Source organism: Streptomyces caeruleatus, from assembly GCF_001514235.1.
Taxonomy (GTDB): domain Bacteria; phylum Actinomycetota; class Actinomycetes; order Streptomycetales; family Streptomycetaceae; genus Streptomyces; species Streptomyces caeruleatus.
Genome location: NZ_KQ948932.1, coordinates 391,261 through 415,336 on the forward strand (window position 1 = coordinate 391,261; position 24,076 = coordinate 415,336).

General features: G+C 71.6%; 23 protein-coding genes and 1 pseudogene. 13 read left to right on the forward strand and 11 right to left on the reverse strand.

What is annotated here, in order from left to right; translation table 11 throughout:
- Nucleotides 1–69 precede the first annotated feature (69 nt).
- Genes AQJ67_RS27555 through AQJ67_RS27565 form a run of 3 tightly spaced genes read left to right on the forward strand, consistent with a single transcriptional unit; the run spans nt 70 to nt 3,142 of the window.
- Nucleotides 70–1,128, forward strand: a complete 1,059-nt coding sequence (locus tag AQJ67_RS27555) for an ABC transporter substrate-binding protein (protein WP_062721979.1) — start codon at nt 70–72, stop codon at nt 1,126–1,128.
- Entirely contained in the window at nt 1,125–2,111 is a 987-nt protein-coding gene (locus AQJ67_RS27560; protein ID WP_062721980.1) for a FecCD family ABC transporter permease, read from the forward strand. Before AQJ67_RS27555 ends, AQJ67_RS27560 begins: the two co-directional genes overlap by 4 nt.
- On the forward strand, nt 2,108–3,142 hold the full coding sequence (locus tag AQJ67_RS27565) for a FecCD family ABC transporter permease (protein WP_062721981.1): 1,035 nt from the start codon (nt 2,108–2,110) through the stop codon (nt 3,140–3,142). The genes AQJ67_RS27560 and AQJ67_RS27565 overlap by 4 nt, the downstream gene beginning before the upstream one ends.
- A 48-nt stretch (nt 3,143–3,190) precedes the next feature.
- Here AQJ67_RS27565 and AQJ67_RS27570 read toward each other — a convergent pair whose 3' ends face one another.
- Complete coding sequence (locus AQJ67_RS27570; RefSeq protein ID WP_062721982.1) at nt 3,191–4,231, reverse strand: NAD(P)-dependent alcohol dehydrogenase; 1,041 nt, start codon at nt 4,229–4,231, stop codon at nt 3,191–3,193.
- A 172-nt stretch (nt 4,232–4,403) separates the two neighbouring features.
- Between AQJ67_RS27570 and AQJ67_RS27575 the strand changes: the two genes are divergently transcribed.
- Nucleotides 4,404–5,348 (forward strand): helix-turn-helix domain-containing protein, encoded by a 945-nt coding sequence (locus AQJ67_RS27575; protein ID WP_062721983.1) that lies wholly within the window; start codon nt 4,404–4,406, stop codon nt 5,346–5,348.
- Between the two features lie 126 nt (nt 5,349–5,474).
- On the opposite strand, the pseudogene AQJ67_RS27580 reads toward AQJ67_RS27575, so the two are convergent.
- The 3 genes and pseudogenes from AQJ67_RS27580 to AQJ67_RS27590 all read right to left on the reverse strand — a co-directional run bounded on the left by AQJ67_RS27580 (nt 5,475) and on the right by AQJ67_RS27590 (nt 7,961).
- Nucleotides 5,475–5,939 (reverse strand): annotated as a pseudogene (locus AQJ67_RS27580) (SRPBCC family protein).
- A 100-nt stretch (nt 5,940–6,039) separates the two neighbouring features.
- The gene (gene msrA / locus AQJ67_RS27585; protein WP_062721984.1) at nt 6,040–6,705 is read right to left on the reverse strand and encodes a peptide-methionine (S)-S-oxide reductase MsrA; all 666 of its coding nucleotides are present in this window, start codon (nt 6,703–6,705) and stop codon (nt 6,040–6,042) included.
- A 137-nt stretch (nt 6,706–6,842) separates the two neighbouring features.
- Entirely contained in the window at nt 6,843–7,961 is a 1,119-nt protein-coding gene (locus tag AQJ67_RS27590; RefSeq protein WP_062721985.1) for a hypothetical protein, read from the reverse strand.
- Nucleotides 7,962–8,115: 154 nt separating this feature from the next.
- On the opposite strand from AQJ67_RS27590, the gene AQJ67_RS27595 reads away from it, so the two are divergent.
- Nucleotides 8,116–9,270: a cystathionine gamma-synthase gene (locus AQJ67_RS27595; protein ID WP_062721986.1), complete on the forward strand. Its 1,155-nt coding sequence runs from the start codon at nt 8,116–8,118 to the stop codon at nt 9,268–9,270.
- 10 nt (nt 9,271–9,280) lie between these two features.
- Here AQJ67_RS27595 and AQJ67_RS27600 read toward each other — a convergent pair whose 3' ends face one another.
- From AQJ67_RS27600 to AQJ67_RS27610, 3 genes are all read right to left on the reverse strand, one after another.
- Nucleotides 9,281–9,529: a hypothetical protein gene (locus AQJ67_RS27600; protein WP_062721987.1), complete on the reverse strand. Its 249-nt coding sequence runs from the start codon at nt 9,527–9,529 to the stop codon at nt 9,281–9,283.
- Nucleotides 9,526–10,008: a sigma factor-like helix-turn-helix DNA-binding protein gene (locus tag AQJ67_RS27605; protein ID WP_062721988.1), complete on the reverse strand. Its 483-nt coding sequence runs from the start codon at nt 10,006–10,008 to the stop codon at nt 9,526–9,528. The genes AQJ67_RS27600 and AQJ67_RS27605 overlap by 4 nt, the downstream gene beginning before the upstream one ends.
- 109 nt (nt 10,009–10,117) lie before the next feature.
- A complete protein-coding gene (locus tag AQJ67_RS27610) occupies nt 10,118–10,624 on the reverse strand; it encodes a MarR family winged helix-turn-helix transcriptional regulator (protein WP_079056206.1) in 507 nt (168 codons plus the stop codon).
- A gap of 163 nt (nt 10,625–10,787) precedes the next feature.
- Here AQJ67_RS27610 and ilvA point away from each other — a divergent pair, with 163 nt between their 5' ends.
- From ilvA to AQJ67_RS27625, 4 genes are all read left to right on the forward strand, one after another.
- Complete coding sequence (gene ilvA, locus AQJ67_RS27615; protein WP_062721989.1) at nt 10,788–12,017, forward strand: threonine ammonia-lyase; 1,230 nt, start codon at nt 10,788–10,790, stop codon at nt 12,015–12,017.
- A 175-nt stretch (nt 12,018–12,192) separates the two neighbouring features.
- Complete coding sequence (locus AQJ67_RS27620; protein WP_062721990.1) at nt 12,193–13,173, forward strand: ATP-binding cassette domain-containing protein; 981 nt, start codon at nt 12,193–12,195, stop codon at nt 13,171–13,173.
- Entirely contained in the window at nt 13,170–13,373 is a 204-nt protein-coding gene (locus AQJ67_RS50790; RefSeq protein WP_079056207.1) for an integral membrane transport protein, read from the forward strand. The genes AQJ67_RS27620 and AQJ67_RS50790 overlap by 4 nt, the downstream gene beginning before the upstream one ends.
- Nucleotides 13,370–14,176 (forward strand): ABC transporter permease, encoded by an 807-nt coding sequence (locus tag AQJ67_RS27625; protein WP_062721991.1) that lies wholly within the window; start codon nt 13,370–13,372, stop codon nt 14,174–14,176. The genes AQJ67_RS50790 and AQJ67_RS27625 overlap by 4 nt, the downstream gene beginning before the upstream one ends.
- A gap of 70 nt (nt 14,177–14,246) precedes the next feature.
- Here the strand turns inward: AQJ67_RS27625 and greA are convergent, their stop codons facing one another.
- Nucleotides 14,247–14,747, reverse strand: coding sequence for a transcription elongation factor GreA (gene greA / locus AQJ67_RS27630; protein ID WP_062721992.1), 501 nt, complete (start codon nt 14,745–14,747; stop codon nt 14,247–14,249).
- A 255-nt stretch (nt 14,748–15,002) separates the two neighbouring features.
- On the reverse strand, nt 15,003–15,401 hold the full coding sequence (locus tag AQJ67_RS27635) for a DUF4307 domain-containing protein (RefSeq protein WP_062721993.1): 399 nt from the start codon (nt 15,399–15,401) through the stop codon (nt 15,003–15,005).
- 171 nt (nt 15,402–15,572) lie between these two features.
- Here AQJ67_RS27635 and mca point away from each other — a divergent pair, with 171 nt between their 5' ends.
- From mca to AQJ67_RS27650, 3 genes are all read left to right on the forward strand, one after another.
- Nucleotides 15,573–16,433, forward strand: coding sequence for a mycothiol conjugate amidase Mca (mca, locus tag AQJ67_RS27640; RefSeq protein WP_062721994.1), 861 nt, complete (start codon nt 15,573–15,575; stop codon nt 16,431–16,433).
- The gene (locus AQJ67_RS27645; RefSeq protein WP_079056208.1) at nt 16,426–16,668 is read left to right on the forward strand and encodes a hypothetical protein; all 243 of its coding nucleotides are present in this window, start codon (nt 16,426–16,428) and stop codon (nt 16,666–16,668) included. Before mca ends, AQJ67_RS27645 begins: the two co-directional genes overlap by 8 nt.
- Nucleotides 16,669–16,731: 63 nt before the next feature.
- Nucleotides 16,732–17,871 carry a Fic family protein gene (locus tag AQJ67_RS27650; protein WP_062721996.1) on the forward strand — a complete coding sequence of 380 codons (1,140 nt, stop codon included), beginning with the start codon at nt 16,732–16,734 and terminating at the stop codon, nt 17,869–17,871.
- 21 nt (nt 17,872–17,892) lie between these two features.
- Here AQJ67_RS27650 and AQJ67_RS27655 read toward each other — a convergent pair whose 3' ends face one another.
- Nucleotides 17,893–18,516, reverse strand: a complete 624-nt coding sequence (locus AQJ67_RS27655; RefSeq protein WP_244190614.1) for a hypothetical protein — start codon at nt 18,514–18,516, stop codon at nt 17,893–17,895.
- A 100-nt stretch (nt 18,517–18,616) separates the two neighbouring features.
- Nucleotides 18,617–21,826 carry a tetratricopeptide repeat protein gene (locus AQJ67_RS27660; protein WP_062721997.1) on the reverse strand — a complete coding sequence of 1,070 codons (3,210 nt, stop codon included), beginning with the start codon at nt 21,824–21,826 and terminating at the stop codon, nt 18,617–18,619.
- A 153-nt stretch (nt 21,827–21,979) separates the two neighbouring features.
- On the opposite strand from AQJ67_RS27660, the gene AQJ67_RS27665 reads away from it, so the two are divergent.
- Nucleotides 21,980–24,013 (forward strand): thioredoxin domain-containing protein, encoded by a 2,034-nt coding sequence (locus AQJ67_RS27665; protein ID WP_062721998.1) that lies wholly within the window; start codon nt 21,980–21,982, stop codon nt 24,011–24,013.
- Nucleotides 24,014–24,076 lie beyond the last annotated feature (63 nt).

Here is a 24,076-nt window from a genome sequence, read left to right on the forward strand (position 1 = left end):
GCCCGGCCGGGATAAGGTAAGGCTCGCCTTAGTGGTCGTGATCGGGTGGGAGCAGTGGTGCGTGCAGGCATGCGTGCAGTCGGAATGAGGGCCGTCCTGGCCACGGCCGTCGTCGGAGGGCTGCTCGCCGGCTGTTCGGCCGCGTCGGACGGCGGGGGCGGCGGCACCGCGAAGGAGGACGGCTCGCGCAGCCAGGTGATCGGCGCCGCCGAGGGCGACGGACCCTCCGCCGCGCCCAGCGCCCTCGCCGACGGCATGGGCGCCGACACCGACAAGGACGGCTTCTTCCCGCGCACCGTCAAGCACTTCCAGGGCCGTACGACCCTCAAGGCCGCACCCGAGAAGATCGCCGTCCTCAGCACCGGACAGCTCGACGACCTGCTCTCCCTGGGCATCGTCCCCACGGCCACGACCCGCGCCGACAACGCCGGGCTCGTGCCGGACTACCTCGCCGACGCCTACCCCGAGGACAAGGCGCGGCTCGCCGGGATGACCGACGCGGGCACCCGGCAGGCGCCCAACCTCGAATCGCTGGCCGCCGCGGCGCCCGACCTGATCCTCGCCAACGACTCGCTCGGCGACCTCTACCCCAAGCTGTCGAAGATCGCGCCCACCGTGATCACCGCCGGCAACGGCGTCAACTGGAAGCGCGACCTGCTGCTCGTCGGCGAGGCCGTCGGCAAGGGGCAGCAGGCGCGGAAACTGCTGGACGACATCGTCGCCGACGCGGGGAAGCAGGGGCAGGCCGTCGAAGGGGACCCCGCCGTCTCCATGGTGCGGTTCACACCGGACCGGACCCGGATGTTCGGCGTCTCGTCCTTCACCGGGTCCATCGCCGTGGACATGGGGCTGAAGCGGCCCGAGTCCCAGCGGTTCCACGCCATTTCCGAGGACATCGGACCCGAGAGCGTCGACACCGCCGACGGCGACTGGATCTTCTACTCCGTGCAGGGGGACGCGGCGAAGACCGATGCGGCGAGCGTCGTCGCCGGGCCGCTGTGGAAGTCGATGAAGGCGGTCAAGGCCGGGCACGCCGTGCGGGTGGACGACGACCCGTGGTACCTCAACGCCGGTCCGACCGCCGCACGCCTGGTGATACGACAGCTCGCCGAGCACATCGGCAAGTGAGGTCCCCTCTGGCCTTCGCGGCAGCCGGTCTCGCGGTGGCCGCCGCGGCCGTGCTCAGCCTCGCCGTCGGCACCCGCGCGGTGCCGCCGTCCGCCGTGCTCGACGCCCTGCTGCACGGCGGCGGTTCACCGGACGCGCTCGTCGTGCGGTCGCTGCGGCTGCCGCGCACCGAGGTGGGGCTCGCGGCCGGCGCCGCGCTCGGGACGGCCGGGGCCGCGCTCCAGGCCGTCACCCGCAACCCGCTCGCCGACCCCGGCATCCTCGGGCTGAGCCAGGGAGCCGCGGCCGGCGTCGTCCTCGCCATCGCCTTCGGCCTCGCGAACGGCTTCGGCGGCTACGTCTGGTACGCCTTCGCCGGTGCCGTCGTCGCCGCGTGTCTCGTGTACGGCATCGCGGCCCGGGGGCGGGGCGGCGCGTCGCCGGTGAAGCTGGCCCTCGCGGGGACCGCGCTGTCGGCGATGACGGCCGGCGCCACGACGGTCGTCCTGACCTCCAGCTCGGCCACGCTCGACCAGTTCCGGTTCTGGCAGGTCGGGGCGCTCAGCGGACGGGACGCGGACACGGTCGTACGCATGCTGCCGTTCCTCCTGGTCGGGGCCGCCCTGGTGCTGGCCTGCGCCCGGGGGCTGGACGCGCTGGCGCTGGGCGACGAGACGGCTCGGGCGCTGGGGCACCGGGTGTCGGTGGTGCGGGGCGTCGCGGCGACCGGGGCGACCCTGCTGACCGCCGCCGCGGTGGCCGCGGCCGGGCCGGTGGCGTTCGTGGGGCTGGCGGTGCCGCATCTCGCCCGCCGGCTGGTGCGCGGCGGGTACCCGGCGGTGCTGCCGCTGTCCGGGCTGCTGGGCGCCGCGCTGCTGCTGGGCGCCGATGTGGTGGGACGCGTGGTGCGGGCGCCGGCGGAGGTGCCGGCCGGGGTGATGACGGCGTTGGTGGGGGTGCCGGCGCTGGTGGTGCTGGTACGGAGGAAAGGGGCGGTCTCTTGAGGACCGGCACGACCCTTCTGCGCCCCCACCCCCGCGTCTCCCTCCTCCTCCACCGCCGTTCCGCCGCCGTGGCCCTCGTCCTCCTGGGGATCCTCGTCGCCGTGGCGCTGACCTCGGCCTGTGCCGGCCAGACGTACCTCCCGCCCGCCGAGGTCTGGCGCACCCTGCGCACCGGATCCGGCCCGTACGACCTCGTCGTCAACGAACTGCGCGTCCCCCGGATCGCCGTCGGCGCCCTCGTCGGTGCCGCGCTCGGGCTGGCCGGGGCGCTGGTGCAGACCGTCACCCGGAACCCGCTGGCCAGCCCCGACGTCATCGGCGTCGGACACGGGGCCGCCGCCGCGACCGTGCTCGCCCTGGCGACCGGCGTCGGCAGCTCGCCGGGTGCCCTCCCCGTCGTGTCCGTGCTCGGCGGGCTCTGCGCGGCCGCCCTCGTCTACGTACTGGCCTGGCGGCGCGGAATGCAGCCGAGCCGCCTCGTGCTCACCGGCGTCGGCATCGGCGTCGCGCTGTCGGCCGTGGTGCAGCTCTATCTCACCGACAGCGAGCTGGAGGCCGCCGAGCAGGTCAAGCTGTGGCTGACCGGAAGCCTCAACGGCCGCGGCTGGGAGCAGGCGGGGCCGCCCGCCGTCGTACTGGGTCTCTCCCTGCCCGCCCTGGTGTGGGCGAGCCGGGCGCTGCGGTCCCTCGCGCTCGATCCCGAGACCGCGGCCGGGCTCGGCGTACGGGTCGACCGGGTCCGGCTCGGGCTCACCGTCCTCGGCGTCGTCCTCGCCGCCACGGCGACCGGCGCCGCCGGACCGATCGGGTTCGTGGCGCTCACCGCGCCGCAGCTGGCCCGACGGCTCACCCGTACGCCCCAACTGCCGCTCCTCAACGCCGCGTTGACGGGCGCGGTCGTCCTGGTCGCCGCCGATCTCGTGGCCCGGACCCTGCTGCCCCCGCTGGAGATCCCGGTCGGCGCGCTCACCGCGCTGGTCGGCGGGCCGTATCTGCTGTGGCTGCTGGGGCGGCGTACGGCGACACGCTGAGGGCCCCGGAGCAGTGCGGCTCCGGGGCCCTCGGGCAGCGGCGGGACGTCAGATCGTCGCCGTGTCGATCACGAACCGGTAGCGCACGTCGCTGTTCTGCACACGCTCGTACGCCTCGTTGATCTGGTCGGCGTTGATCAGCTCGATCTCGGCGCCGAAGCCGTGCTCGGCGCAGAAGTCCAGCATCTCCTGGGTCTCGGCGATGCCGCCGATCGCCGAGCCGGCGAGGGTCTTGTTGCCGCCGATCAGCGAGAACAGGTTCAGGGCGATGGGCTCCTCCGGGGCGCCCACGTTCACCAGGGCGCCGCCCGTCCTCAGCAGGCTGAGGTAGGCGCCGAAGTCCAGCGGCGCGGACACCGTGGACAGGATCAGGTCGAAGGAGCCGGCGAGCTCCTTGAACGTCTTCGGGTCACTGGTCGCGTAGTAGTGGTCGGCGCCCAGCTTCAGGCCGTCGTCCTTCTTGCGCAGCGACTGGGAGAGGACGGTGACCTCGGCGCCCAGCGCGTGCGCGATCTTCACGCCCATGTGCCCGAGCCCGCCCAGGCCGATCACGGCGACCTTCTTGCCCGGGCCCGCTCCCCAGTGCTTCAGCGGCGAGTACGTGGTGATGCCCGCGCACAGCAGCGGTGCGGCGACGTCCAGGGACAGGCCGTCGGGGATGCGGACGACGAAGTTCTCGTCGACGACGACCTTCTGCGAGTAGCCGCCGTAGGTGATCTCGCCGTCCTTGCCGACGGCGTTGTACGTGCCGACGGAACCGCCGGTGCAGTGCTGCTCCGCGCCGGCCTTGCAGTTGTCGCACTCACGGCAGGAGTCGACCAGGCAGCCGACGCCCACGCGGTCGCCGACCTGGTACTTCGTGACGCCCGGGCCGACCTCGGAGACGACGCCCGCGATCTCGTGGCCGGGGACCATCGGGAAGGTGGCCTGGCCCCAGCCCTCCTGGGCCTGGTGGATGTCGGAGTGGCAGATGCCCGCGAACTTGATGTCGATCAGCACGTCGTGCTCGCGGACGGCACGGCGCTCGATGGTGGTGCGCTCCAGCGGAGCCTTGGCGGCGGGTGCGGCGTACGCAGCGACAGTGGTCATGCCGGGGTTCTCCTAGCAGGGGGTGTTGCGCCCGGCTGCCTTCTGGCCTAGGCGCGGTGTCCAGCCTGCCTGGAGTTCGGGAAGCTACCCAGGCCACGGTTCTGCGTACGTTCGCCGGTCCTACCACTGGTGGGGTCAGGATCGTGGGCGTACGACCGGGAATACTTGAGGCATGGACGAAACCCCCGAATCCGCATCCGGGCCCGCCGACACCGGTGCCGGCCTCGACCGGCGTGCCGAGCTCAGCGAGTTTCTGCGCACCCGGCGAGCCCGGCTGAAGCCGGAGGACGTCGGGATGCCGGACTTCGGGCGGCACCGCAGGGTGCCGGGGCTGCGACGCGAGGAGCTGGCGCAGCTGGCCGGGGTGTCCGTGGCGTACTACACCCGCCTGGAACAGGGCAACGGGCGGAACGTCTCGGCGGAGGTCCTTGACGCCATCGCCCGGGCGCTGCGGCTGAGCGACGCCGAGCACGCGCACCTCACGCACCTCGCGAAGCCGAAGCAGCACAAGAAGAGGCAGGTCGCGCGGCCCGAGCAGGTACGGCCGGCGCTGCGGCAGCTGCTGGCCTCGATCGACGGCGTGCCCGCGTACATCTCGGGCCGGCGCTCGGACATCCTCGCCTGGAACGGGATGGCGGCGGCGCTCTTCGGCGACTGGTCGGAGCTGCCGGCGCAGGAGCGGAACTGGGCGCGGCTGGTGTTCCTGCGGCCCGAGTACCGCGAGCTGTTCGTGGAGTGGGACCAAAAGGCGTCCGACATCGTCAGCTATCTGCGCATGGACGCGGGCTGCCACTCCGACGACCCGCGCCTGTCGGCCCTCGTCGGCGAACTCTCCCTCAAGAGCGAGGAGTTCCGCCGGCTGTGGGCCACACACGACGTCAAGGAGAAGACGTACGGCGTCAAGCACCTGCGGCATCCGCTGGTGGGCGAGCTGACCTTGAACTTCGAGTCGTTCCGCCTCGGCGACGGCACGGAACAGGTCCTGATCACGCACCACGCGGAGCCGGGGTCGCCCTCGGCGGAGGCCTTGCGGCTGCTGGCCAGCTGGGGGGCCGACGCGACGAAGGCGGGCTCGGGGTCGGGGTCTGGGCCCGGCGTCGGGGCTTCGGGGGCGTAGGTGTGAGGTGCGGCCCGCACGAGCCGGCCGGGTGCAGGGGTGCAGGGGTGCAGGGGTGGACGGGTGCAGGGGTGCAGGGGTGCAGGGGTGCAGGGGTGCAGGGGTGCACGGGTGCCGGACGTGCGGTCAGCGGCTGCGTCCCTCGACCGCCACGGCGACGTCGTCCAGGTCCCTCGCGACGGCTTTGCTCACCGCCCGGGCACCCACGCCGCCCAGAACCTTGGCGAGCAGGCCCGTGACCCCGCCGGAGGCCACGCCGGTGAACGTCATCCGGACCGTCGTCGCCGTCGGACCGTCCGCCAGCAGCCGCCACTCCGAGACGTAGCGAGTGCCGTGCGACTCGGCCTCCACCACATAGCGCTCGGGCGGTTCGCAGGCCGTCACCCACATCTCCTCGGTGGCTTCCTTGCCGAACATGCGCCGCGTCTCCCGCCACCGCGTGCCGACGTCGAAGCCCCCGGCCGTGAGCACGTCGACGCGAGTGACCCCGCTGAGCAACCGCTCCATGCCCCGCAGATCGGTCAAGGACTCCTACACGGGCCCCTGGCCTGCGGCGATGCGCCGCTCCACGACGACACTTCTGCTGGTCATGCCCTCCATGAAAGCAGCCGGGGCCGCCCGCCGCCCGACGACCGGGCCTGGACCGGTGACCCGGTGCCGTTCCCGAACCGCGGCGGTGCGACGCCGTCGCTCACCCGTCGGCCCTGGCCACACCTATCGGACACGAGACGCCCGTGCCGCCGATCCCGCAGTAGCCCGCCGGGTTCTTGTCGAGGTACTGCTGGTGGTAGCCCTCGGCCGGGTAGAAGGGGCGGCCCTCAGCCGGGAGGATCTCCGTGCTGATCGTGCCGTAGCCGGAGCCCGTGAGGACCTTCTGGTACGACTCACGGGAGGCCTCGGCCGTCTTCGCCTGGGCCGGGGTGTGCGTGTAGATCGCCGAGCGGTACTGCGTGCCCACGTCGTTGCCCTGGCGGAAGCCCTGGGTGGGGTCGTGGGCCTCCCAGAACGTCTTCAGCAGCCGCTCGTACGAGATCACGCTCGGGTCGAAGACCACCCGGACGACCTCCGTGTGGCCGGTCATGCCCGAGCAGACCTCCTCGTAGGTGGGGTGCTCGGTGTAGCCGCCCTGGTAGCCGACCAGGGTCGTCCACACGCCTCGCGGGAGCTGCCAGAACTTGCGCTCGGCGCCCCAGAAGCAGCCCAGCCCGAAGTCGGCGGTCTCCAGGCCCTCGGGGTAGGGGCCGAGCAGCGGGTTGCCGAGGACCGTGTGGTGGTCGGGGACCGTGAAGATCGGTTCCGGACGGCCCTGCAGTGCCTGCTCGGGGGTGGGCAGGACGGGCGTACGGCCGAAGAGCATGAGGGTTCCTTCCTCGTGGGGCACCTCCCAACCGGGCGGCACCCCGTTCAACGTACGGCCGGTCCCGCAGATTCCGTCCCGCAGATTCCGCCCCGCGCCCTCGCGGGGGTTCGCGGCGGTCGCGGGACGGAGGGGACTCAGTGCGGGAGCGTCGCCGGGCTGCCGCCGTTCGCCTCGTATCCCGCCACCGCCAGCGCGCGGTACACCGCGAACTCCGCCGCCGGGTCCGGGGAGAGCGTCCAGGGCAGCGCGCCGACGTGGCCGTCGACGTGGACCAGCTGGTCCATGGCCTCCGCCCAGCGTTCGCCGCGGACCAGGAAGAAGACCAGCAGATGCCGCACGTGCGCCAGCATCGGGTCGTCCTGGCGGGCCGCGTGCACCGCGAACAGCGCGCCGTGTATCGCCTTCGTCACGACCTCGCTCTGGTAGAAGCCGCTGACCAGGTTCACCTCGGGCAGGTGCTCGAACACCGCGAACAGCGGCATCGCGGCGAGCAGGGAGCCCTGGGGCGCGCGGGCCGCAGCCGCCTCCGCGAAGTCGTACGCCAGCTGACGCGAGCCGTGCCACTTCTCGCACCAGTAGTGCAGGGCCGCCAGATGCGCGCCCATGTGGGCCGGGGCCCGGTCCAGGATCTTCAGCCAGAGCTGCTCGAACTCCGGGCGGGGGTAGGCCAGTCCGCGGGCCACCGACAGCTCGATGATGTACGGGATCGGGTCCCCGGGGGCCAGCAGCGCCGCGTCACCGCAGGCCGACCTGGCCTCCTCCATGATGATCCGGAACTCGTCCGTGCCCGGCGTCGCCGTCCGCCACGCCTGCTGCACCAGGAACTCCGCGTGCACGGCCGCGCCGCCCGCGTCCTTGGGCTGCTCGGTGCGCCACACCCGCAGCCACTGGCCGCCCGGCGACTCGCTGACCCCGCCGGGCCGCTGCTGCAGCTCCAGCGACGCGGCTCCGGCGAAGGCCTGCACGCGCTGCCAGCGCAGCTCGCCCTCCGTCTCGGTGCCGGCGAGGAGCTGAGAGGCCGCCTTGTAGTCCTGCGTGCGCTGCACCAGGTCCAGGACGTCCAGCAAATCCTGGTCGGGGCCGGGCATCCGGACGTCCAGCTCCTCCTGGCGTACGAAGCCGTAGTTCGCCGGGTCCGCGGCGTCGGGGTGGCCCGGCGGGACCTGCTCGATCATGCCCCGTCGGCGCCGCATGAACGGCAGCACCACGAAGCCGAGCATGACCAGCGCTATCAGGACCCAGAGAATCTCCATGCCTCAAGCGTTCCAGACGGCGCTGACAATTGGCCAACGGGTGTCGCCGACGGTTCGGCGGGCGGGACGCCGGCGGCGGCCCGTTGCGGTGGGCGCGGCCGCCGCCGCCTCGCCGTGGCGCATCCCCCTCGTTCGCGGACTACGCTCGGTGCCCATGAGTGACAGGCACATCAGTCAGCACTTCGAGACCCTGGCGATCCACGCGGGCAACACCGCCGATCCCCTCACCGGCGCGGTCGTCCCGCCGATCTACCAGGTCTCGACCTACAAGCAGGACGGCGTCGGGGGGCTGCGCGGCGGTTACGAGTACAGCCGTAGCGCCAACCCGACCAGGACCGCCCTGGAAGAGAACCTCGCCGCCCTGGAGGGCGGTCGCCGCGGCCTCGCGTTCGCGTCCGGACTGGCGGCCGAGGACTGCCTGTTGCGTACGCTGCTCAGCCCCGGCGACCATGTGGTCATCCCCAATGACGCGTACGGCGGCACGTTCCGGCTGTTCGCCAAGGTCGTCGCGCGGTGGGGGGTGGAGTGGTCGGTGGCCGACACCAGTGATCCGGCCGCCGTACGGGCCGCCATCACCCCGAAGACCAAGGTGGTGTGGGTCGAGACCCCCTCCAACCCGCTGCTGGGGATCACCGACATCGCCGCCGTCGCGCAGATCGCCCGGGACGCCGGAGCGAAGCTCGTCGTCGACAACACCTTCGCCACGCCGTATCTCCAGCAGCCCCTGTCGCTGGGCGCGGACGTCGTCGTGCACTCGCTGACCAAGTACATGGGCGGCCACTCGGACGTCGTGGGCGGCGCGCTGATCGTCGGCGACCCGGACCTGGGTGACGAGCTGGCCTTCCACCAAAACGCCATGGGTGCCGTGGCCGGGCCCTTCGACTCCTGGCTGGTGCTGCGGGGGACGAAGACGCTGTCGGTGCGCATGGACCGGCACAGCGAGAACGCCACGAAGATCGCCGACATGCTCACCCGGCACGCGCGCGTGACGCGGGTGCTCTACCCGGGCCTGCCCGACCACCCCGGTCACGAGGTCGCCGCCAAGCAGATGAAGGCGTTCGGCGGCATGGTCTCCTTCCGGGTCGAGGGCGGCGAGGAGGCGGCCGTCGAGGTCTGCAACCGCGCCAAGGTGTTCACGCTCGGCGAGTCCCTGGGCGGTGTCGAGTCGCTCATCGAGCACCCGGGGCGCATGACCCACGCCTCCGTGGCCGGCTCCGCCCTGGAGGTCCCCGCCGACCTTGTCCGGCTCTCCGTGGGCATCGAGAACGTCGAGGACCTCGTCGAGGACCTTCAGCAGGCGCTGGGCTAGCCCTCCCGGCTCACCAGCCCGTCAGGGGTGGGGTCGTCTCCGACGGCGGCTCCACCCAGGGGCGGGCCGTCAGCGCCCAGATGACGAACGCCGCCGTGGCCGCGAGCAGGAGCAGCCACATCAGCCGCGCGGTGGCCCTTCTGCGGCGCAGCATGCGACGCCCGCGTCGCAGGACCTCCGGGTACAGCTCAGGCGGGACCGGGGTCGGCGCGCGTTCCATGATCCGGCGTGCGGCCGCTTCGCGCTCGGCGCGCTTCACGGCGACACCGCCTTCGCGACCGGCACGGCCGGCGGGGCGCCGCGCGGATGCAGCAGATGCGCTGTCGCCCGGTCGCAGATCGTCTGGACGCGTTCCCGGGGCAGACCGAGCAGCGCCGCCGCCTGTTCCTCGGCGACTCCCTCGTACAGCCGCAGCACCACGATCAGGCGTTCCTGCGGGGAGAGCCGGGCCAGTGGGCTGTCGGGGTGCGGGTGGGGGCGGCGCCAGATGGAACGGGCGAAGTGGGTGGCCAGATGGCCGCGGGTGCGGTCGTACGGGTCCTCGCCGCGCAGTGCGTCCCAGCACGCGTACGTGTGCGCCAGGGACAGCGCCAGCAGGCGCCGCGCGCGCGGGTTGCGATCGGGTGGCTCGGCGGTGAGCAGCGTGGCGGCATGCATCAGCCGTCCGGCCGCACCCGCGACGAACGCCTTGAACTCGCGGTCCCGGCGGGCGTCCTGGACCACACGTCGTCGTCCCACCGTCCCTCCCGCCTGACCGACCCCGAGGAACCGGGCCCCGCACGAGGCGGACCCGGTTTCATATGAGGCCAGCAGGGGGCCCGGGTCAAGAGCCCGGACCGGATCACCCTCAGGACGCCGTGGGCGTCTCCGCGCCGGAGATCCCCTGCGCCGCCATCCGCGAGGAGAGCGCCGTGTTGAAGCGGGTCAGGAGCGAGCAGAACGCCTCGCGCTCCTCCGGGGCCCAGTCGTGCGTCAGCTCGGCCATCAACTGACGCCGGGACGAGCGCACTTCCTCCAGTCGCGACTGCCCGCGCGGGGAGAGCTGGAGCACCACCGCCCGGCCGTCCTCGGGGTGCGAGGTGCGCTTGACGAGACCCGTGTCGACCAGCGGCGCCACCTGCCGGGTGACCGTCGAGGAGTCGATCCCCATGCTCGCCGCCAGCGCCTTGACCCCCATGGGGCCCTCTTTGTCGAGGCGGTTGAGCAGCAGATACGCGGCGCGGTCCATGGAGTTGCGCACCTGACCCACGCCACCGAGCCGGGTCTGTTCGGCACGGCGGGCGAAGACCGCCACCTCGTGCTGCAGCGTGTCGAGGAGACCGCTGTCGGCGACGGTCGTCATGTCCATCGACATTTCAGGTGTTGTGGGCATGGCCGGAGGCTCACTTCATGAAGGGGGTGCTGGGTTGGGGGACAGGGTACGCGGCCCGGACCCGGGGCGTACCGGCGCTGCGCAAACCCATCTCGGTGCTTGGTCACAACAGGGCCTTGCGCCTGTGAACTGCGAGACTTGTGTCATGAGCTACAGCACGGCTGACTCCTTGCCTCCCGTCACGCTCGACGACGTACGGGGCGCCCAGAAGATGCTGACGGGCGTGGCACGGGTGACGGCCATGGAGGGCAGCAGGCACCTGTCCCAGCTGGTGGGCGCGCCGGTGCACTTCAAGTGCGAGAACCTCCAGCGGACGGGCTCGTTCAAGCTGCGCGGCGCCTATGTGCGGATCGCCGGGCTGCTGCCGGAGGAGCGGGCCGCGGGGGTCGTGGCCGCGAGCGCCGGCAACCACGCGCAGGGCGTCGCGCTCGCGTCGTCGCTGCTCGGCGTCCGCTCGACCGTGTTCATGCCGAAGGGCGCCCCGCTGCCGAAGATCAGCGCCACCCGGGACTACGGCGCCGAGGTGCGGCTGCACGGTCAGGTGGTCGACGAGACGCTCGCCGCGGCGCAGGAGTACGCCGCCGAGACGGGCGCGGTCTTCATCCACCCCTTCGACCACCCCGACATCATCGCGGGCCAGGGCACGGTCGGTCTGGAGATCCTCGAACAGTGCCCCGAGGTACGCACGGTCGTCGTCGGTGTCGGCGGGGGCGGGCTCGCGGCGGGCATCGCGACGGCGGTGAAGACGCTGCGGCCCGACGTGCGGATCGTGGGCGTGCAGGCGGCGGGCGCGGCCGCGTACCCGCCCTCGCTGGCGGCCGGACACCCCGTCGCCGTCGACAACCCGGCGACGATGGCCGACGGCATCAAGGTCGGCCGGCCCGGTGACGTGCCGTTCCGCCTCGTCCGCGACCTGGTCGACGAGGTCCGCACCGTCACCGAGGACGAGATCGCCACCGCCCTGCTGCTGTGCCTGGAGCGGGCCAAGCTGGTCGTCGAACCGGCCGGCGCCAGCCCCGTCGCGGCGCTGCTCAGCGAACCCGGATCCTTCGAGGGCCCGGTCGTCGCGCTGCTGTCCGGCGGCAACGTCGACCCGGTGCTGCTCCAGCGCGTCCTGCGGCACGGCATGGCCGCGCAGGGCCGCTACCTGGCCGTACGGCTGCGGCTGACAGACCGGCCGGGCGCGCTCGCCACGCTGCTGGGGGTGCTGTCGGCGGTCGACGCCAACGTCCTCGACGTGAGCCATGTGCGGACCGACCCACGGCTCGGGCTCACCGAGGCGGAGGTCGAGCTCCACCTGGAGACGAAGGGCCGCACGCACTGCGTCGAGGTCGGCCGGGCCCTGCGCGACGCGGGTTACACCGTCATCGGCTGAAGCCCCGGAGACCCGGCCGCCCGCCACCCTTGTCACTCCTTGTCACTCCTTCGGGCAAGTCCGTTGTGAGACGCGATACATCGCGTTATGGTGTGTCTCGTGATTCCGCCACCCGGCGGAACGAAAAGTGCAAACCTAGGCTTTCCGAAGTTTCCCCGACGACGTGGAGATTCATATGCCAGGCGCCATCTATGCCGAAGGCCTGGTGAAGACCTTCGGTGACGTAAGGGCTCTGGACGGCGTCGACCTCGATGTCCCCGAGGGCACGGTCCTGGGCCTGCTCGGTCCGAACGGCGCGGGCAAGACGACCGCCGTCCGCTGCCTCACGACCCTGCTGCGCCCCGACAGCGGCTCGGCGGTCGTCGCGGGGATCGACGTCCTCAAGCATCCCGACGCCGTCCGCCGCTCCATCGGCCTGTCCGGCCAGTTCGCGGCTGTCGACGAGTACCTCACCGGCCGTGAGAACCTGCAGATGGTCGGCCAGCTCTACCAGATGAAGGCGAAGCCGGCGAAGGCCCGCGCGGACGAACTGCTGGCCCAGTTCGACCTCGCCGACGCCGCCGACCGCCCCACGAAGACCTACTCCGGCGGCATGCGCCGCCGCCTGGACCTGGCCGCCGCCCTGGTCGTCTCCCCACCCGTGATGTTCATGGACGAACCGACCACCGGCCTCGACCCCCGCAACCGCCAGCTGCTCTGGGAGGTCATCAAACAGCTGGTCTCCGGCGGTACGACCCTGCTGCTGACCACCCAGTACCTCGAAGAGGCCGACCACCTCGCACACGACATCGCCGTCGTCGACCACGGCCGTCTCATCGCCCAGGGCACCTCCGACCAGCTCAAGGCCCGCACCGGCGGCGAGCGCGTCGAGGTCGTGGTGCACGAGAGCGACGACATCCGGCCCGCCTCGGAGGTGCTGCGCGGTTTCGGCAAGGGCGACGTGACGGTCGAGGCCCACATGCGCAAGCTCACCGTTCCCGTGACCGGAGGCGCGAAGCTCCTCGCCGAGGTCATCCGCGAGCTCGACACCCGCGGCATCGAGATCGACGACATCGGCCTGCGCCGCCCGACCCTCGACGACGTGTTCCTGTCCCTGACGGGCCACCTCGCGGAGGTCGGGAACGAGGAGAGCGACAAGAAGGAGGCCGCGAAGTGAGCGCCGTCACCGACGCCGTGCGGGTCGCGCCGGCCGCGAACCCGTTCAGCCAGTCCGTCCGGGACTCGATGGTCGTCGCCAAGCGCAATCTGATCAGGATGTCGCGGATCCCGAATCCTGTTCACGGAGCTTCGATTCGATTCAGCTCGCCGCGAGCCCATGGCCAGCGAGTGAGTGGTGGGAAGGGGCAGCCGAAGTGAGTGCCGTGAACGATTCCCTGGTCATCGCCCGCCGGAACTTGATTCGGATGACCCGGATTCCCGAGATGATCCTTTTCGGGGTCATCCAGCCAGTGATGTTCGTGGTCCTCTTCACGTACGTCTTCGGCGGCTCGATGAAGATCGGCAACACCACGGACCCGCAGGTCTACAAGAACTTCCTGATGGCGGGCATCTTCGCCCAGACCGTCACCTTCGCCACCGCAGGGGCGGGAGCTGGTATCGCGGACGACATGCACAAGGGGCTCATCGACCGCTTCCGCTCACTTCCCATGGCGCGCGGCGCTGTCCTCACCGGTCGCACCGTGGCTGACCTGGTGCAGACGGCCGTCACGTTGCTCGTCCTCGCGATCGTCGCCTTGATCGTGGGCTGGCGGCCCGGCTCTGCGGAGCCGACCAACTTCGGGAAGATCCTGGGCGCCTTCGGCCTGCTGCTCCTGCTCGGGTACGCGTTCACCTGGATCGGCGCCCTGATCGGCCTGAGCGTCCGTACCCCGGAGGCAGCCACCTCCGGCGGACTGATCTGGCTCTTCCCGGTGACGTTCATTTCGATCGCCTTCGTGGATTCCAGCCAGATGACCCCTTGGCTTCGGCACGTCGCGGACTGGAACCCCTTCAGCGCCACCGTTCAGGCGTGCCGCCAGCTTTTTGGTGACCCCGGCTTGTCCCAGTCCAGCGCCTGGCCCATGCAGCACCCGGTCTGGGCCTCGCTGATCTACTCGGTCCTGATCATCATCGTGTTCCGCACCCTCGCGGTCCGCAAGTACCGCTCCGCGACCGCATGACGAGGCCCCCGGCGCCGGGAGGCGGCCGGGGGCTCGTGGAAGGCCGGTGCTGGAGGTCCCGAGGTCGGGGTCAGCCGTTGTAGGGCTCGGCCTTGAGGATCTTCACCGAGGCCGTCTTGCCGTTCGGCAGTTCGTACTCGGCGTCCTCGCCGACCTTGTGGCCGATCACGCCGGAGCCCAGCGGGGACTGCGGGGAGTACGTCTCGACGTCGGAGCTGGCGTACTCGCGCGAGGCGAGCAGGAAGGTCAGGGTGTCGTCCTCGTCGCCGTCGAAGGCGATCGTCACGACCATGCCGGGCGCCACCGCGCCGTCCGCCGACGCCGGCGCCTCGCCGACCTTGGCGTTCTCCAGGAGCTGGGTCAGCTGGCGCACTCGGAGCTCCTGCTTGCCCTGCTCCTCCTTGGCCGCGTGGTACCCGCCGTTCTCGCGCAGGTCGCCCTCCTCGCGCGCGGCCGCGATCTTGGCGGCGATCTCCGTGCGCGCAGGACCAGACAGGTACTCCAGCTCGGCCTTGAGCTGGTTGTACGCCTCCTGGGTCAGCCAGGTGACGTTCTCGCTGGTCTGGGTCACAGGTGCTCCTCGTAGGTACTGGGAATACAAAGCATCGCCCTACCCAGAAGGATGTTCCTTCACGGATGGGCGAAACCACGAGCCTAACAATTCAATGGCCGAAGGGGGAGGACATAAGCCATCAGAATCACGTCAACGCAGGTCAGCGCGTATGTAATCCAGACACTGCCGGTCGGTGTCGATCAGGGCCGGTCGGTTTCGGTCACTGTGATCGGCGCATGACCGGCGGTGCGGTCGCGCTGCCGGCGGTGGCGATCAGCCGGCGTGGCAGCCGAGCAGCTCGGCCGTCGTTCCCTGGGACGTCGTGCGCAGGGTGACGACCTTGTCGATACGGGTGGCGTCGCCGGCGAAGCGGAAGTCGGCCCGGCCCACCTCGGCGCCGCTCTCCGCCTGGGAGCGCACCGTGCAGTAGCCGGAGGTGCCGGAGTCCTTGCGGACCTCCAGGTGCACCTTCACCGCGTCCTTGCCCGCGTCGAACTCGATCACCTCGGCGCTGATCTTGTTCTGGCCGACGTAGTGATAGCCGAAGTAGCCGATCACCGCCAGCAGCACCGTCCCAAGGACGGCGCCGACGACCTTGAGCGTGCGGTCGGCGCGCTCGTCCGAGGAGCGGCCGTAGCGGCTCTCGGGCAGCCGCGTGCTCGCCGTACTCATGATCGTCCTCTCGGCCGGGCGGGACTCGATGTCCCGAAACGGGGCCTGCGGGCCGTACCCCGGAATTATCCGCCCCCCGATTCGGTCACTATAGAAGCCGCCGTTCGCCCTCGAAGACACCGGGGGGCGCCGACTTACGAGGATTGAGTCTTGACTGACCAGCTGCGACTGATGGCCGTGCACGCCCACCCCGACGACGAGTCGAGCAAGGGCGCGGCGACCATGGCGAAGTACGTGTCCGAGGGGGTGGACGTGCTGGTCGTGACCTGCACGGGTGGGGAGCGCGGCTCCATCCTCAATCCGAAGCTCCAGGGCGACAAGTACATCGAGGAGCACATCCACGAGGTACGCAAGAAGGAGATGGACGAGGCCCGCGAGATCCTCGGGATCAAGCAGGAGTGGCTCGGCTTCGTCGACTCCGGACTGCCCGAGGGTGACCCGCTGCCGCCGCTCCCCGACGGCTGCTTCGCACTGGAGGACGTCGACAAGGCGGCCGGTGAGCTGGTGAAGCAGATCCGTTCGTTCCGTCCGCAGGTGATCACCACCTACGACGAGAACGGCGGCTACCCGCACCCCGACCACATCATGACCCACAAGATCTCGATGGTGGCGTTCGAGGGCGCGGCGGACACCGAGAAGTACCCGGAGGCGGAGTACGGCCCGGCGTACCAGCCGCAGAAGGTCTACTACAACCAGGGCTTCAACCGCCCTCGCACCGAGGCGCTGCACCAGGCCATGCTCGACCGCGGCCTGGAGTCCCCGTACGGGGACTGGCTCAAGCGCTGGGACGATTTCGGGATGAAGCAGCGCACGCTGACCACGCATGTTCCGTGCGGTGACTTCTACGAGATCCGCGACAAGGCGCTCATCGCGCACGCCACGCAGATCGACCCCGACGGCGGCTGGTTCCGGGTGCCGCTGGAGCTCCAGAGGGAGGTCTGGCCGACGGAGGAGTACGAGCTGGCGAAGTCCCTCGTCGATACCTCCCTCCCCGAGGACGACCTCTTTGCGGGCATCCGCGACAATGCCTGACATGAGCGCAAGCGCAAGCCTGGCAATGACACAGCTCGCCACCCTCGCCAAGGAGGTGGACGAGGACAAGGTCACCCCCGGCGTCCTCGGCTTCATCGTTTTCGCGGTGATGGCCTTGGCGGTCTGGGGTCTGATGAAGTCGATGAACCGCCACATGAGCAAGGTCGACTTCAAGGAGGCTCCGGATCCGAAGGCGGAGACCGGGGTGTCGGAGGACGCGGCCACGAAGGGCTGACGGCGAGGCGAGGCGATGCGATGACGGCATGATTTCGTGATGCCCTGTGGGTATCATGGGGTCATGCTGTATCGCACCCCTGCCCTCGCTTCGAAGGACCGCGAAGTGCTGGAGAGCATCGACAAGATGCGCCATGAGCTGCGGCACCAGGTCCTGCAGACGCCCACCAAGTGGACGGCGGGGCTGCGTAAGACGCTGACCGCCGAGGCCATCGCCGGCTCCAACACCATCGAGGGTTACAAGGTCGATTCCGTCGATGCCGAGGATCTTCTGGACGGCGAGCTGGAAGTGGCCGCGTCGGAGGAGAACAAGGCGGAGACGCTGGCGTACCAGCACGCCATGACGTACGTCCAGTCGCTCCACGACGTCGCGGACTTCACGTACTCCAAGTCGCTGCTGAACGCCCTGCACTGGATGCTCCAGGGGCATCACCACCCCCGCAAGCTCGCGGGCCAGTGGCGCAGGGACGGGGTGTGGATCAACGAGCCGGGCAGGCCGCAGGAGGCCGCGTATGTCGCTCCCGACGCGGACCGGATCCCCGCACTGATGGACGAGCTGGTCACCTGGCTCAACGAGAGCGATCCGAACGGCCATGTGCTGGTCCGCGCCGCCATGGCCCATCTCATCCTGGTCAAGATCCACCCTTGGGCGGACGGCAACGGCCGTATGTCCCGCTCGCTCCAGACGCTCCTCATCGCGCGTGGCGGTGTTCTCGCCCCCGAGTTCTCGTCCATCGAGTCCTGGCTGGGGGCGCCGGTCAACACCTGGGAGTACTACAAGATCCTCAGCCGCGTAGGCGGCAAGGAGTGGTCCCCCGACCGGGACACCGCCCCCTGGATCCGCTTCAACCTTCTCGCCTACCACCAGCAGTCCCAGTCGGTTCAGCACCGCATCACCCGGTCCAACCGCTGCTGGATCGACCTCACCGAGTACGCGGAGCACCACGGCATCGACGAACGCCAGGTCACCGCTCTCCACGCCGCCGCCCTGGCCGGCCGCGTCCGCCGCGCCCGCTACCAGCGCGCCGAGAACCTGAGCAACCAGCAGGCGGTGCGCGATGTTCGCGCCCTGACCGAGGCGGGTCTGCTGGAGGCAGTGGGCAACACCAAGGCCCGCTACTACGTCCCCGGGGCCAACTTCCCGCCGGAGGTGCTGGAGGCGGTCCGCCGGCCGATCCGGCTCGTGGATCCGTACGAGGACTGAGGGTCAGCACCCCCTGAGTGCTTACCGGCAGTGGTCGGCCAGGGACAACAGCAGATGGGCGGATTCCGGCCGCAGGTGGTCCGAGTGCGCGCCGGCGAGGCCGGCCCCGCGGACGAAGAGGTCACTGGCGTCGACGCTGACGAACCGGTGGTCGAGGGCGGAGAGCGGATACGGCTCGTCCGGCGGCAGCGTCCGGATCGACGAGACCGGTACGGGCGCGGTCCCGATACCCGCGTACCCGATGCCGGACCGCCGTTCCGCCCGCACGTGCCAGAAGCCGGTGGCACGGTCGTGCGGCGAGTAGGTCGCGACGACCGGCCCGCGCACCGGTGCCTCGGCGAGCGCGGTGAAAGTGGCGGCGAAGGCGTCGCGCGGGGCGGCCATCTGGAACAGCAGCATCGAGTCCACGGTGAAGGGCCGATCGTGCGGCCGGGGCGTACTCCACCCCAGGGTGAGCGGCTCGTCACCCGCCGCCCACTGTGCGGCCTCGCACAGGAACCGGCAGCCGAAGGAGTGGCCGACCAGGTGCAGGTACTGGCCCTCCCGGTTGGCGAGCACGGGCGGGGCGGCCGGATCGGGGCGGTGGGCGTCCAGACAGCCGAGGAGGCGACCGAGGACGCGGGCCGCATGGCCCTCCGTGCTCATCGTGGGCGCGCGGTCGCGGATACGGCGACAGCCGCGCAGGAACGGCCATGTCCCCCTCCGTCCCGCACCCGGCGTAGAGCCCACCCGTGCCGGAAAGCCCTCACCCCTGCACGTCCCCCACCGGTACCGCCACCCCCATGACCTCCCGCGCGTGCCGGTCAGGCACCATGCCCAAGCGCCAAGCCTGCCACCCGGCCTCCAGGTCCACACCGCGTTCGAGCAGCAGCTGGTACGCCTCCAGGTAGTCGCCTAGCTTCCCGTCCCGCAGCGCGTGCCCGTCGCGGCGCAGCTGTGCCAGTTCCTCCTGGGCCACCGCCGTGCCGACCTCGACGCCGCCCGGCGCCGCGTACGGCAGCAAGGTGCAGCGCAGGAAGCGGGCCCAGTCCTCGCCTCTTCGGTCGCCGTACGACGTGAACAACGCCACCGCGTCGTCGCACAGCGCCAGTGCCTGCGGGGTGCGGGCGTTCCCGGCGTCCACCACGGCGAGTTCCAGGCAGGTCCACGCCTCGCCGTGGGCGACCCCGATGCGCTGGAAGTTGGCGCGGGCGTCCACGAGGAGCTGACGGGCGAAGCCGGAGTTCTTCAGGGAGCCGGTCTGGACGGCCCGCTGGTCCCGGGTCACGCGGGCCGAGTGGTGCCGGGCGCAGGCGAGGCCGTAGACGTCCTGCATGCGGGAGAACATCGTGCGGGAACGCTCCAGCTCGCGTACCGCGACGTCCAGGCTGCCCGTCTCCTCCAGGGCCTGCCCCAGGTAGTAGACGGACCAGGCCTCGCCGCGCGCGTCCTCGTTGTCGCGATGGCGGGCGGCCGCCTGCCGCAGTCCGTCCACCGCCGTGGACGGGTCGCCGGCGACCAGGCGGGCACGGGCCAGCTGGGTCATCGCCCAGGCCTCCCCGCGGGCGTCGCGGGTACGGCCGTACAGTTCGAGGGCCTCGCGCAGTTCGGACTCCGCGCGTGGCACGTCGCCCCTGCGCAGGCTCAGCTGGCCCAGCTGGAAGTGGGCCCATGCCTCGCCGTGCACGGACTCGCCGGCGCGGTGCAGGACCAGGGACTCGGTCAGCAGGGCCATCGCCTCCGGCACGCGGCCCCGGTCCCGTTCCACCGCGGCCAGCGCGTGCATCGTCCAGGCGCGGTCCGTCGCCAGCTGGGGCGGTGACTGGAGGTCGAGGGCCTCGCGGAGCTTGGCCACCGCCTCGGTGAGGTTCCCCTGGTGGTGCAGGGTGATGCCGAGGGAGCAGAGCGCGCGGGCCGCGCCGGCGTCGTGGTGGGCCTCCATATAGAGGTCGACCACCGAGGTCAGGGTCGTGCGGGCCTTGTCCAGCTCGCCGAGCTGGCGGGCCGCGATGCCGGTGCGCCACTGCACCGAGCGCACCAGCAGGCCCTGGTCCACGGCCTGGGCGAGCTCGCTGATCTCGCCGAGGCGGTAGAGGTCGCCGCGCAGCAGGCAGTAGTCGCACAGGGCGCCCAGCAGGCTCAGGACGGCCGCCTGGTTGACGTCCTCCGCGTGCCGCAGCGCCGCCGTGATGAAGCTGGACTCGTCGTCGAGCCAGCGCAGCGCGTCGTCCAGCGAGGTGAATCCGTGCGGGCTGAAGCGGTCCGAGCGGGTCGACATGTTGCCGTCGACCAGACGCAGCACCGACTCCGCGAGGTCGGCGTAGTTCACGATCAGCCGCTCCTGCGCCGCCGTACGCTCCGCCGCCTCCTCCTCGTCGAGGAGACGGGCGTGGGCGAAGGCGCGGACCAGGTCGTGCAGGCGGTAGCGGTTGCCGCGGACCTGGTCGATCAGGCCGGACCGGGACAGGGCCTGAAGGTGGCGCGTCGCCTCGGCCTCGTCGGTGGCCAGGAGCGCCGCCGCCGCTGCCGCGCCCAGCGAGGCGCGCCCGGCCAGGGCCAGTCTGCGCAGCAGGCGCCGGGCCGCCTCCGACTGGTCGGTGTAGCGCAGCCACAGCACCCGCTCGACGGGCTCCACCGGGCCGTAAGCGCCGAGGTCGGTCGCCAGGGTGCGCGGTGAACGCGGGCCGAGCGACGAGCCCGCGATGCGCAGCGCCAGTGGCAGTCCGCCGCACAACCGCCGGATCAGGTCGGCGGATTCGGCGTCGTAGGGCGCCGAGGAATCCTCCGCCGCCGCGCTCAGCAGCTCCTCCGCGCCGGCCGCGTCCAGGGGCTCGACCGGCAACTGGTGCACCCGGGCGGCGAGATCGGCGGGCAGGTCGAGGGGCTCGCGGGCGGTGACCAGGACCAGGCTGTCGGAGCGCTCGGGGACGAGGGTGCGGACCTGTGCCGCGTCCGAGGCGTCGTCCAGGACGACCGTGACGGGCAGGCCGGCGAGGTGCTGGTGGTAGAGCTCGCTCAGCCGCTTGACCTGCTGGTCCGCCGACGAACGCTCACGGAACAGGAGCTGCTCGCGCGGGGCGCCCAAACGGTTCAGCAGATGCAGCAGCGCGTCCCTCGTCGACAGCGGTGCCTCCTCCGTCGTGTCGCCGCGCAGATCCACCACGCACGCCCCGCGGAACTGGTCCTTCAGATCATGGGCGGCACGGACCGCCAGTGCCGTACGGCCGCCGCCGGGCGCCCCGTGCAGGACGACGACCGTCGGCTTCGTCTCCGTACTCGCCCGCGCCGCCTGCACCCACTGCCGGATCCGGGTCATCTCCTGCCGTCGGCCAGCGAACGGGCCCATCGGCTCCGGGAGCTGACCGAACGACTGCTCCAGCACGCTCCGGCCGCGGGCCGCCGCGCTCTTGTCCGCGCCCCGCAGCCGCGGCCCGGACTGCTTCGGGCCGGTGGACACGCTCAGCACCCGCTGCTGGTCGAGGTACGGGCGGATGCCCCGTACCTCCAGCGCCGTCAGCCACTGAAGCCGCAGCTGCTGCGGGCCGCCGGGCTGGCCGACGGCGCCCGCCCGGTGGTGGGCGGCGGGCAGATGCGTGCCGGCGACCTTCACGACCGTCGCCGCCGCGCCCACGACACCGACGGTCACGCCCGCGCCCAGCGCGGTGCCCGCGCCGGTGCCGAGCGCCAGGTCGGACACGGCGGCCGCGACCGCCGCGACGCCCGCCACCATCAGCGGCGTGGCGCCGCCCTCCCGCGCGAACCGCTGCCCGAACGTCAGCCGGCCGGCCTCCGCCTCGTCCAGCGCCCGCGTATACGCCTCGTACTCCTCGGCCGCCGCCGTCGCCATGGCGTCCAGCGCCCCGCGCGCCCGCGACAGCAGCACCGGCCCGTCGACCCGCCCGCCCGAGCGCCGCACTTCCTCCTCCACGGCCCGGCCCAACAGCCGCTCGGCCTCGGCCCGATGGCTGTCCCGCATGTCACGTCCCCCTCCGGCGGCAACGGCGTTCCTGGTCAAGTGTGCTGTGGATGGGGCGCTGTGGGGAGGGGGCGGGGCGGGCGTGCGGGGCGGGTGGCGGTGCGGCGTGTGGCGGTGACCTGCCCGGGCGGGTACTGCGGCAGGATGGACCCCATGCCGAACCGACTGGCTCACGAGACGTCCCCCTACCTCCTCCAGCACGCGGACAACCCCGTCGACTGGTGGCCGTGGTCGGCCGAGGCCTTCGAAGAGGCCCGTAGGAGTGGCAAACCGGTCCTGCTGAGCGTGGGGTACAGCAGTTGCCACTGGTGCCATGTCATGGCGCACGAGTCCTTCGAGGACCAGGAGACCGCCGACTACCTCAACGCGCACTACATCAGCGTCAAGGTCGACCGCGAGGAGCGTCCCGACGTGGACGCCGTCTACATGGAGGCCGTCCAGGCGGCCACCGGCCAGGGCGGCTGGCCCATGACGGTGTTCCTCACCCCGGACGCCGAGCCCTTCTACTTCGGCACGTACTTCCCGCCCGCCCCCCGGCAGGGCATGCCGTCCTTCCGGCAGGTGCTGGAGGGGGTGCGCAGCGCCTGGGTGGACCGGCGGGACGAGGTCGCCGACGTCGCCGGGAAGATCACCCGGGATCTCGCGGAGCGGGAGATCTCCTACGGCGGCGGTGAGGCTCCCGGTGAGGAGGAGCTGGCGCAGGCGCTGCTCGGGCTGACGCGGGAGTACGACCCGCAGCGCGGCGGGTTCGGGGGCGCGCCCAAGTTCCCGCCGTCCATGGTGATCGAGTTCCTGCTGCGCCACCATGCGCGGACCGGTGCCGAGGGGGCGCTGCAGATGGCCCAGGACACCTGCGAGCGCATGGCCCGGGGCGGTATCTACGACCAGCTCGGCGGCGGGTTCGCGCGGTACTCCGTCGACCGCGACTGGGTCGTGCCGCACTTCGAGAAGATGCTGTACGACAACGCCCTGCTGTGCCGCGTCTACGCCCACCTGTGGCGGGCCACCGGCTCCGAGCTCGCCCGCCGCGTCGCGCTGGAGACAGCCGACTTCATGGTGCGGGAACTGCGCACCGACGAGGGCGGGTTCGCCTCCGCGCTGGACGCCGACAGCGACGACGGGACCGGCCGGCACGTCGAGGGCGCGTACTACGTGTGGACGCCGGAGCAGCTGCGCGAGGTGCTCGGCGAGGAGGACGCCGAGCTCGCCGCCCGGTACTTCGGCGTCACCGAGGAGGGCACCTTCGAGGAGGGCGCGTCCGTGCTGCAACTGCCGCAGCAGGACGGGCTGTTCGACGCCGAGAAGGTCGCCTCGATCCATGAGCGGTTGCTCCGGCAGCGCGGCACGCGCCCCGCACCCGGCCGGGACGACAAGATCGTCGCCGCCTGGAACGGCCTCGCGGTCGCCGCCCTCGCCGAGACCGGCGCCTACTTCGACCGCCCCGACCTGGTGGAGGCCGCGCTCGGCGCCGGTGACCTGCTGGTTCGGCTGCACCTCGACGACCACGCCCGCCTCACCCGCACCAGCAAGGACGGCAGGGCCGGCGCCAACGCGGGTGTGCTGGAGGACTACGCCGACGTCGCCGAGGGTTTCCTGGCGCTCGCGTCCGTCACCGGTGAGGGCGTCTGGCTGGAGTTCGCCGGGTTCCTGCTCGACCACGTCATCGCCCGCTTCGCCGACGCGGAGTCCGGCGCGTTCTACGACACCGCAGCCGACGCCGAGCAGTTGATCCGCCGCCCCCAGGACCCCACCGACAACGCGGCCCCCTCCGGCTGGAGCGCGGCGGCCGGTGCCCTGCTGAGCTATGCCGCGCAGACCGGCGCGGAGCCCCATCGCACCGCCGCCGAGAAGGCGTTGGGCGTCGTCAAGGCCCTCGGCCCGCGGGTGCCCCGGTTCATCGGCTGGGGTCTGGCCGTCGCCGAGGCCGACCTCGACGGGCCGCGCGAGGTCGCCGTCGTGGGGCCGTCTCTCACGGACGAGGGCACAAAAACCCTGCACCGTACGGCACTTCTGGGCACCGCTCCGGGTGCGGTCGTGGCCGTGGGGACTCCGGAGAGTGACGAGTTCCCGCTCCTCGCCGACCGGCCTCTGCAGCAGGGACAACCCGCCGCATACGTCTGCCGCAACTTCACCTGCGACGCCCCGACCACCGATCCGGACCGCTTGCGAACCGCGCTGAGCAGCTGAAACGGCAGCGAAACGGAAGTCCGCAGGGGGCGGTTACGCAACCTGTGTTCGAATTGTTCACTC

What these genes read in the sequence shown, in the direction of transcription:
- AQJ67_RS27555 (WP_062721979.1), top strand. Translation starts at nt 70, where the DNA reads ATGCGTGCAGTCGGAATGAGGGCCGTCCTGGCCACGGCCGTCGTCGGA.
- AQJ67_RS27570 (WP_062721982.1), bottom strand. Translation starts at nt 4,231, where the DNA reads ATGACCACTGTCGCTGCGTACGCCGCACCCGCCGCCAAGGCTCCGCTG.
- AQJ67_RS27575 (WP_062721983.1), top strand. Translation starts at nt 4,404, where the DNA reads ATGGACGAAACCCCCGAATCCGCATCCGGGCCCGCCGACACCGGTGCC.
- msrA (WP_062721984.1), bottom strand. Translation starts at nt 6,705, where the DNA reads ATGCTCTTCGGCCGTACGCCCGTCCTGCCCACCCCCGAGCAGGCACTG.
- AQJ67_RS27590 (WP_062721985.1), bottom strand. Translation starts at nt 7,961, where the DNA reads ATGGAGATTCTCTGGGTCCTGATAGCGCTGGTCATGCTCGGCTTCGTG.
- AQJ67_RS27595 (WP_062721986.1), top strand. Translation starts at nt 8,116, where the DNA reads ATGAGTGACAGGCACATCAGTCAGCACTTCGAGACCCTGGCGATCCAC.
- AQJ67_RS27610 (WP_079056206.1), bottom strand. Translation starts at nt 10,624, where the DNA reads ATGTCGATGGACATGACGACCGTCGCCGACAGCGGTCTCCTCGACACG.
- ilvA (WP_062721989.1), top strand. Translation starts at nt 10,788, where the DNA reads ATGAGCTACAGCACGGCTGACTCCTTGCCTCCCGTCACGCTCGACGAC.
- AQJ67_RS27620 (WP_062721990.1), top strand. Translation starts at nt 12,193, where the DNA reads ATGCCAGGCGCCATCTATGCCGAAGGCCTGGTGAAGACCTTCGGTGAC.
- AQJ67_RS27635 (WP_062721993.1), bottom strand. Translation starts at nt 15,401, where the DNA reads ATGAGTACGGCGAGCACGCGGCTGCCCGAGAGCCGCTACGGCCGCTCC.
- mca (WP_062721994.1), top strand. Translation starts at nt 15,573, where the DNA reads ATGGCCGTGCACGCCCACCCCGACGACGAGTCGAGCAAGGGCGCGGCG.
- AQJ67_RS27645 (WP_079056208.1), top strand. Translation starts at nt 16,426, where the DNA reads ATGCCTGACATGAGCGCAAGCGCAAGCCTGGCAATGACACAGCTCGCC.
- AQJ67_RS27650 (WP_062721996.1), top strand. Translation starts at nt 16,732, where the DNA reads ATGCTGTATCGCACCCCTGCCCTCGCTTCGAAGGACCGCGAAGTGCTG.
- AQJ67_RS27655 (WP_244190614.1), bottom strand. Translation starts at nt 18,516, where the DNA reads ATGAGCACGGAGGGCCATGCGGCCCGCGTCCTCGGTCGCCTCCTCGGC.
- AQJ67_RS27660 (WP_062721997.1), bottom strand. Translation starts at nt 21,826, where the DNA reads ATGCGGGACAGCCATCGGGCCGAGGCCGAGCGGCTGTTGGGCCGGGCC.
- AQJ67_RS27665 (WP_062721998.1), top strand. Translation starts at nt 21,980, where the DNA reads ATGCCGAACCGACTGGCTCACGAGACGTCCCCCTACCTCCTCCAGCAC.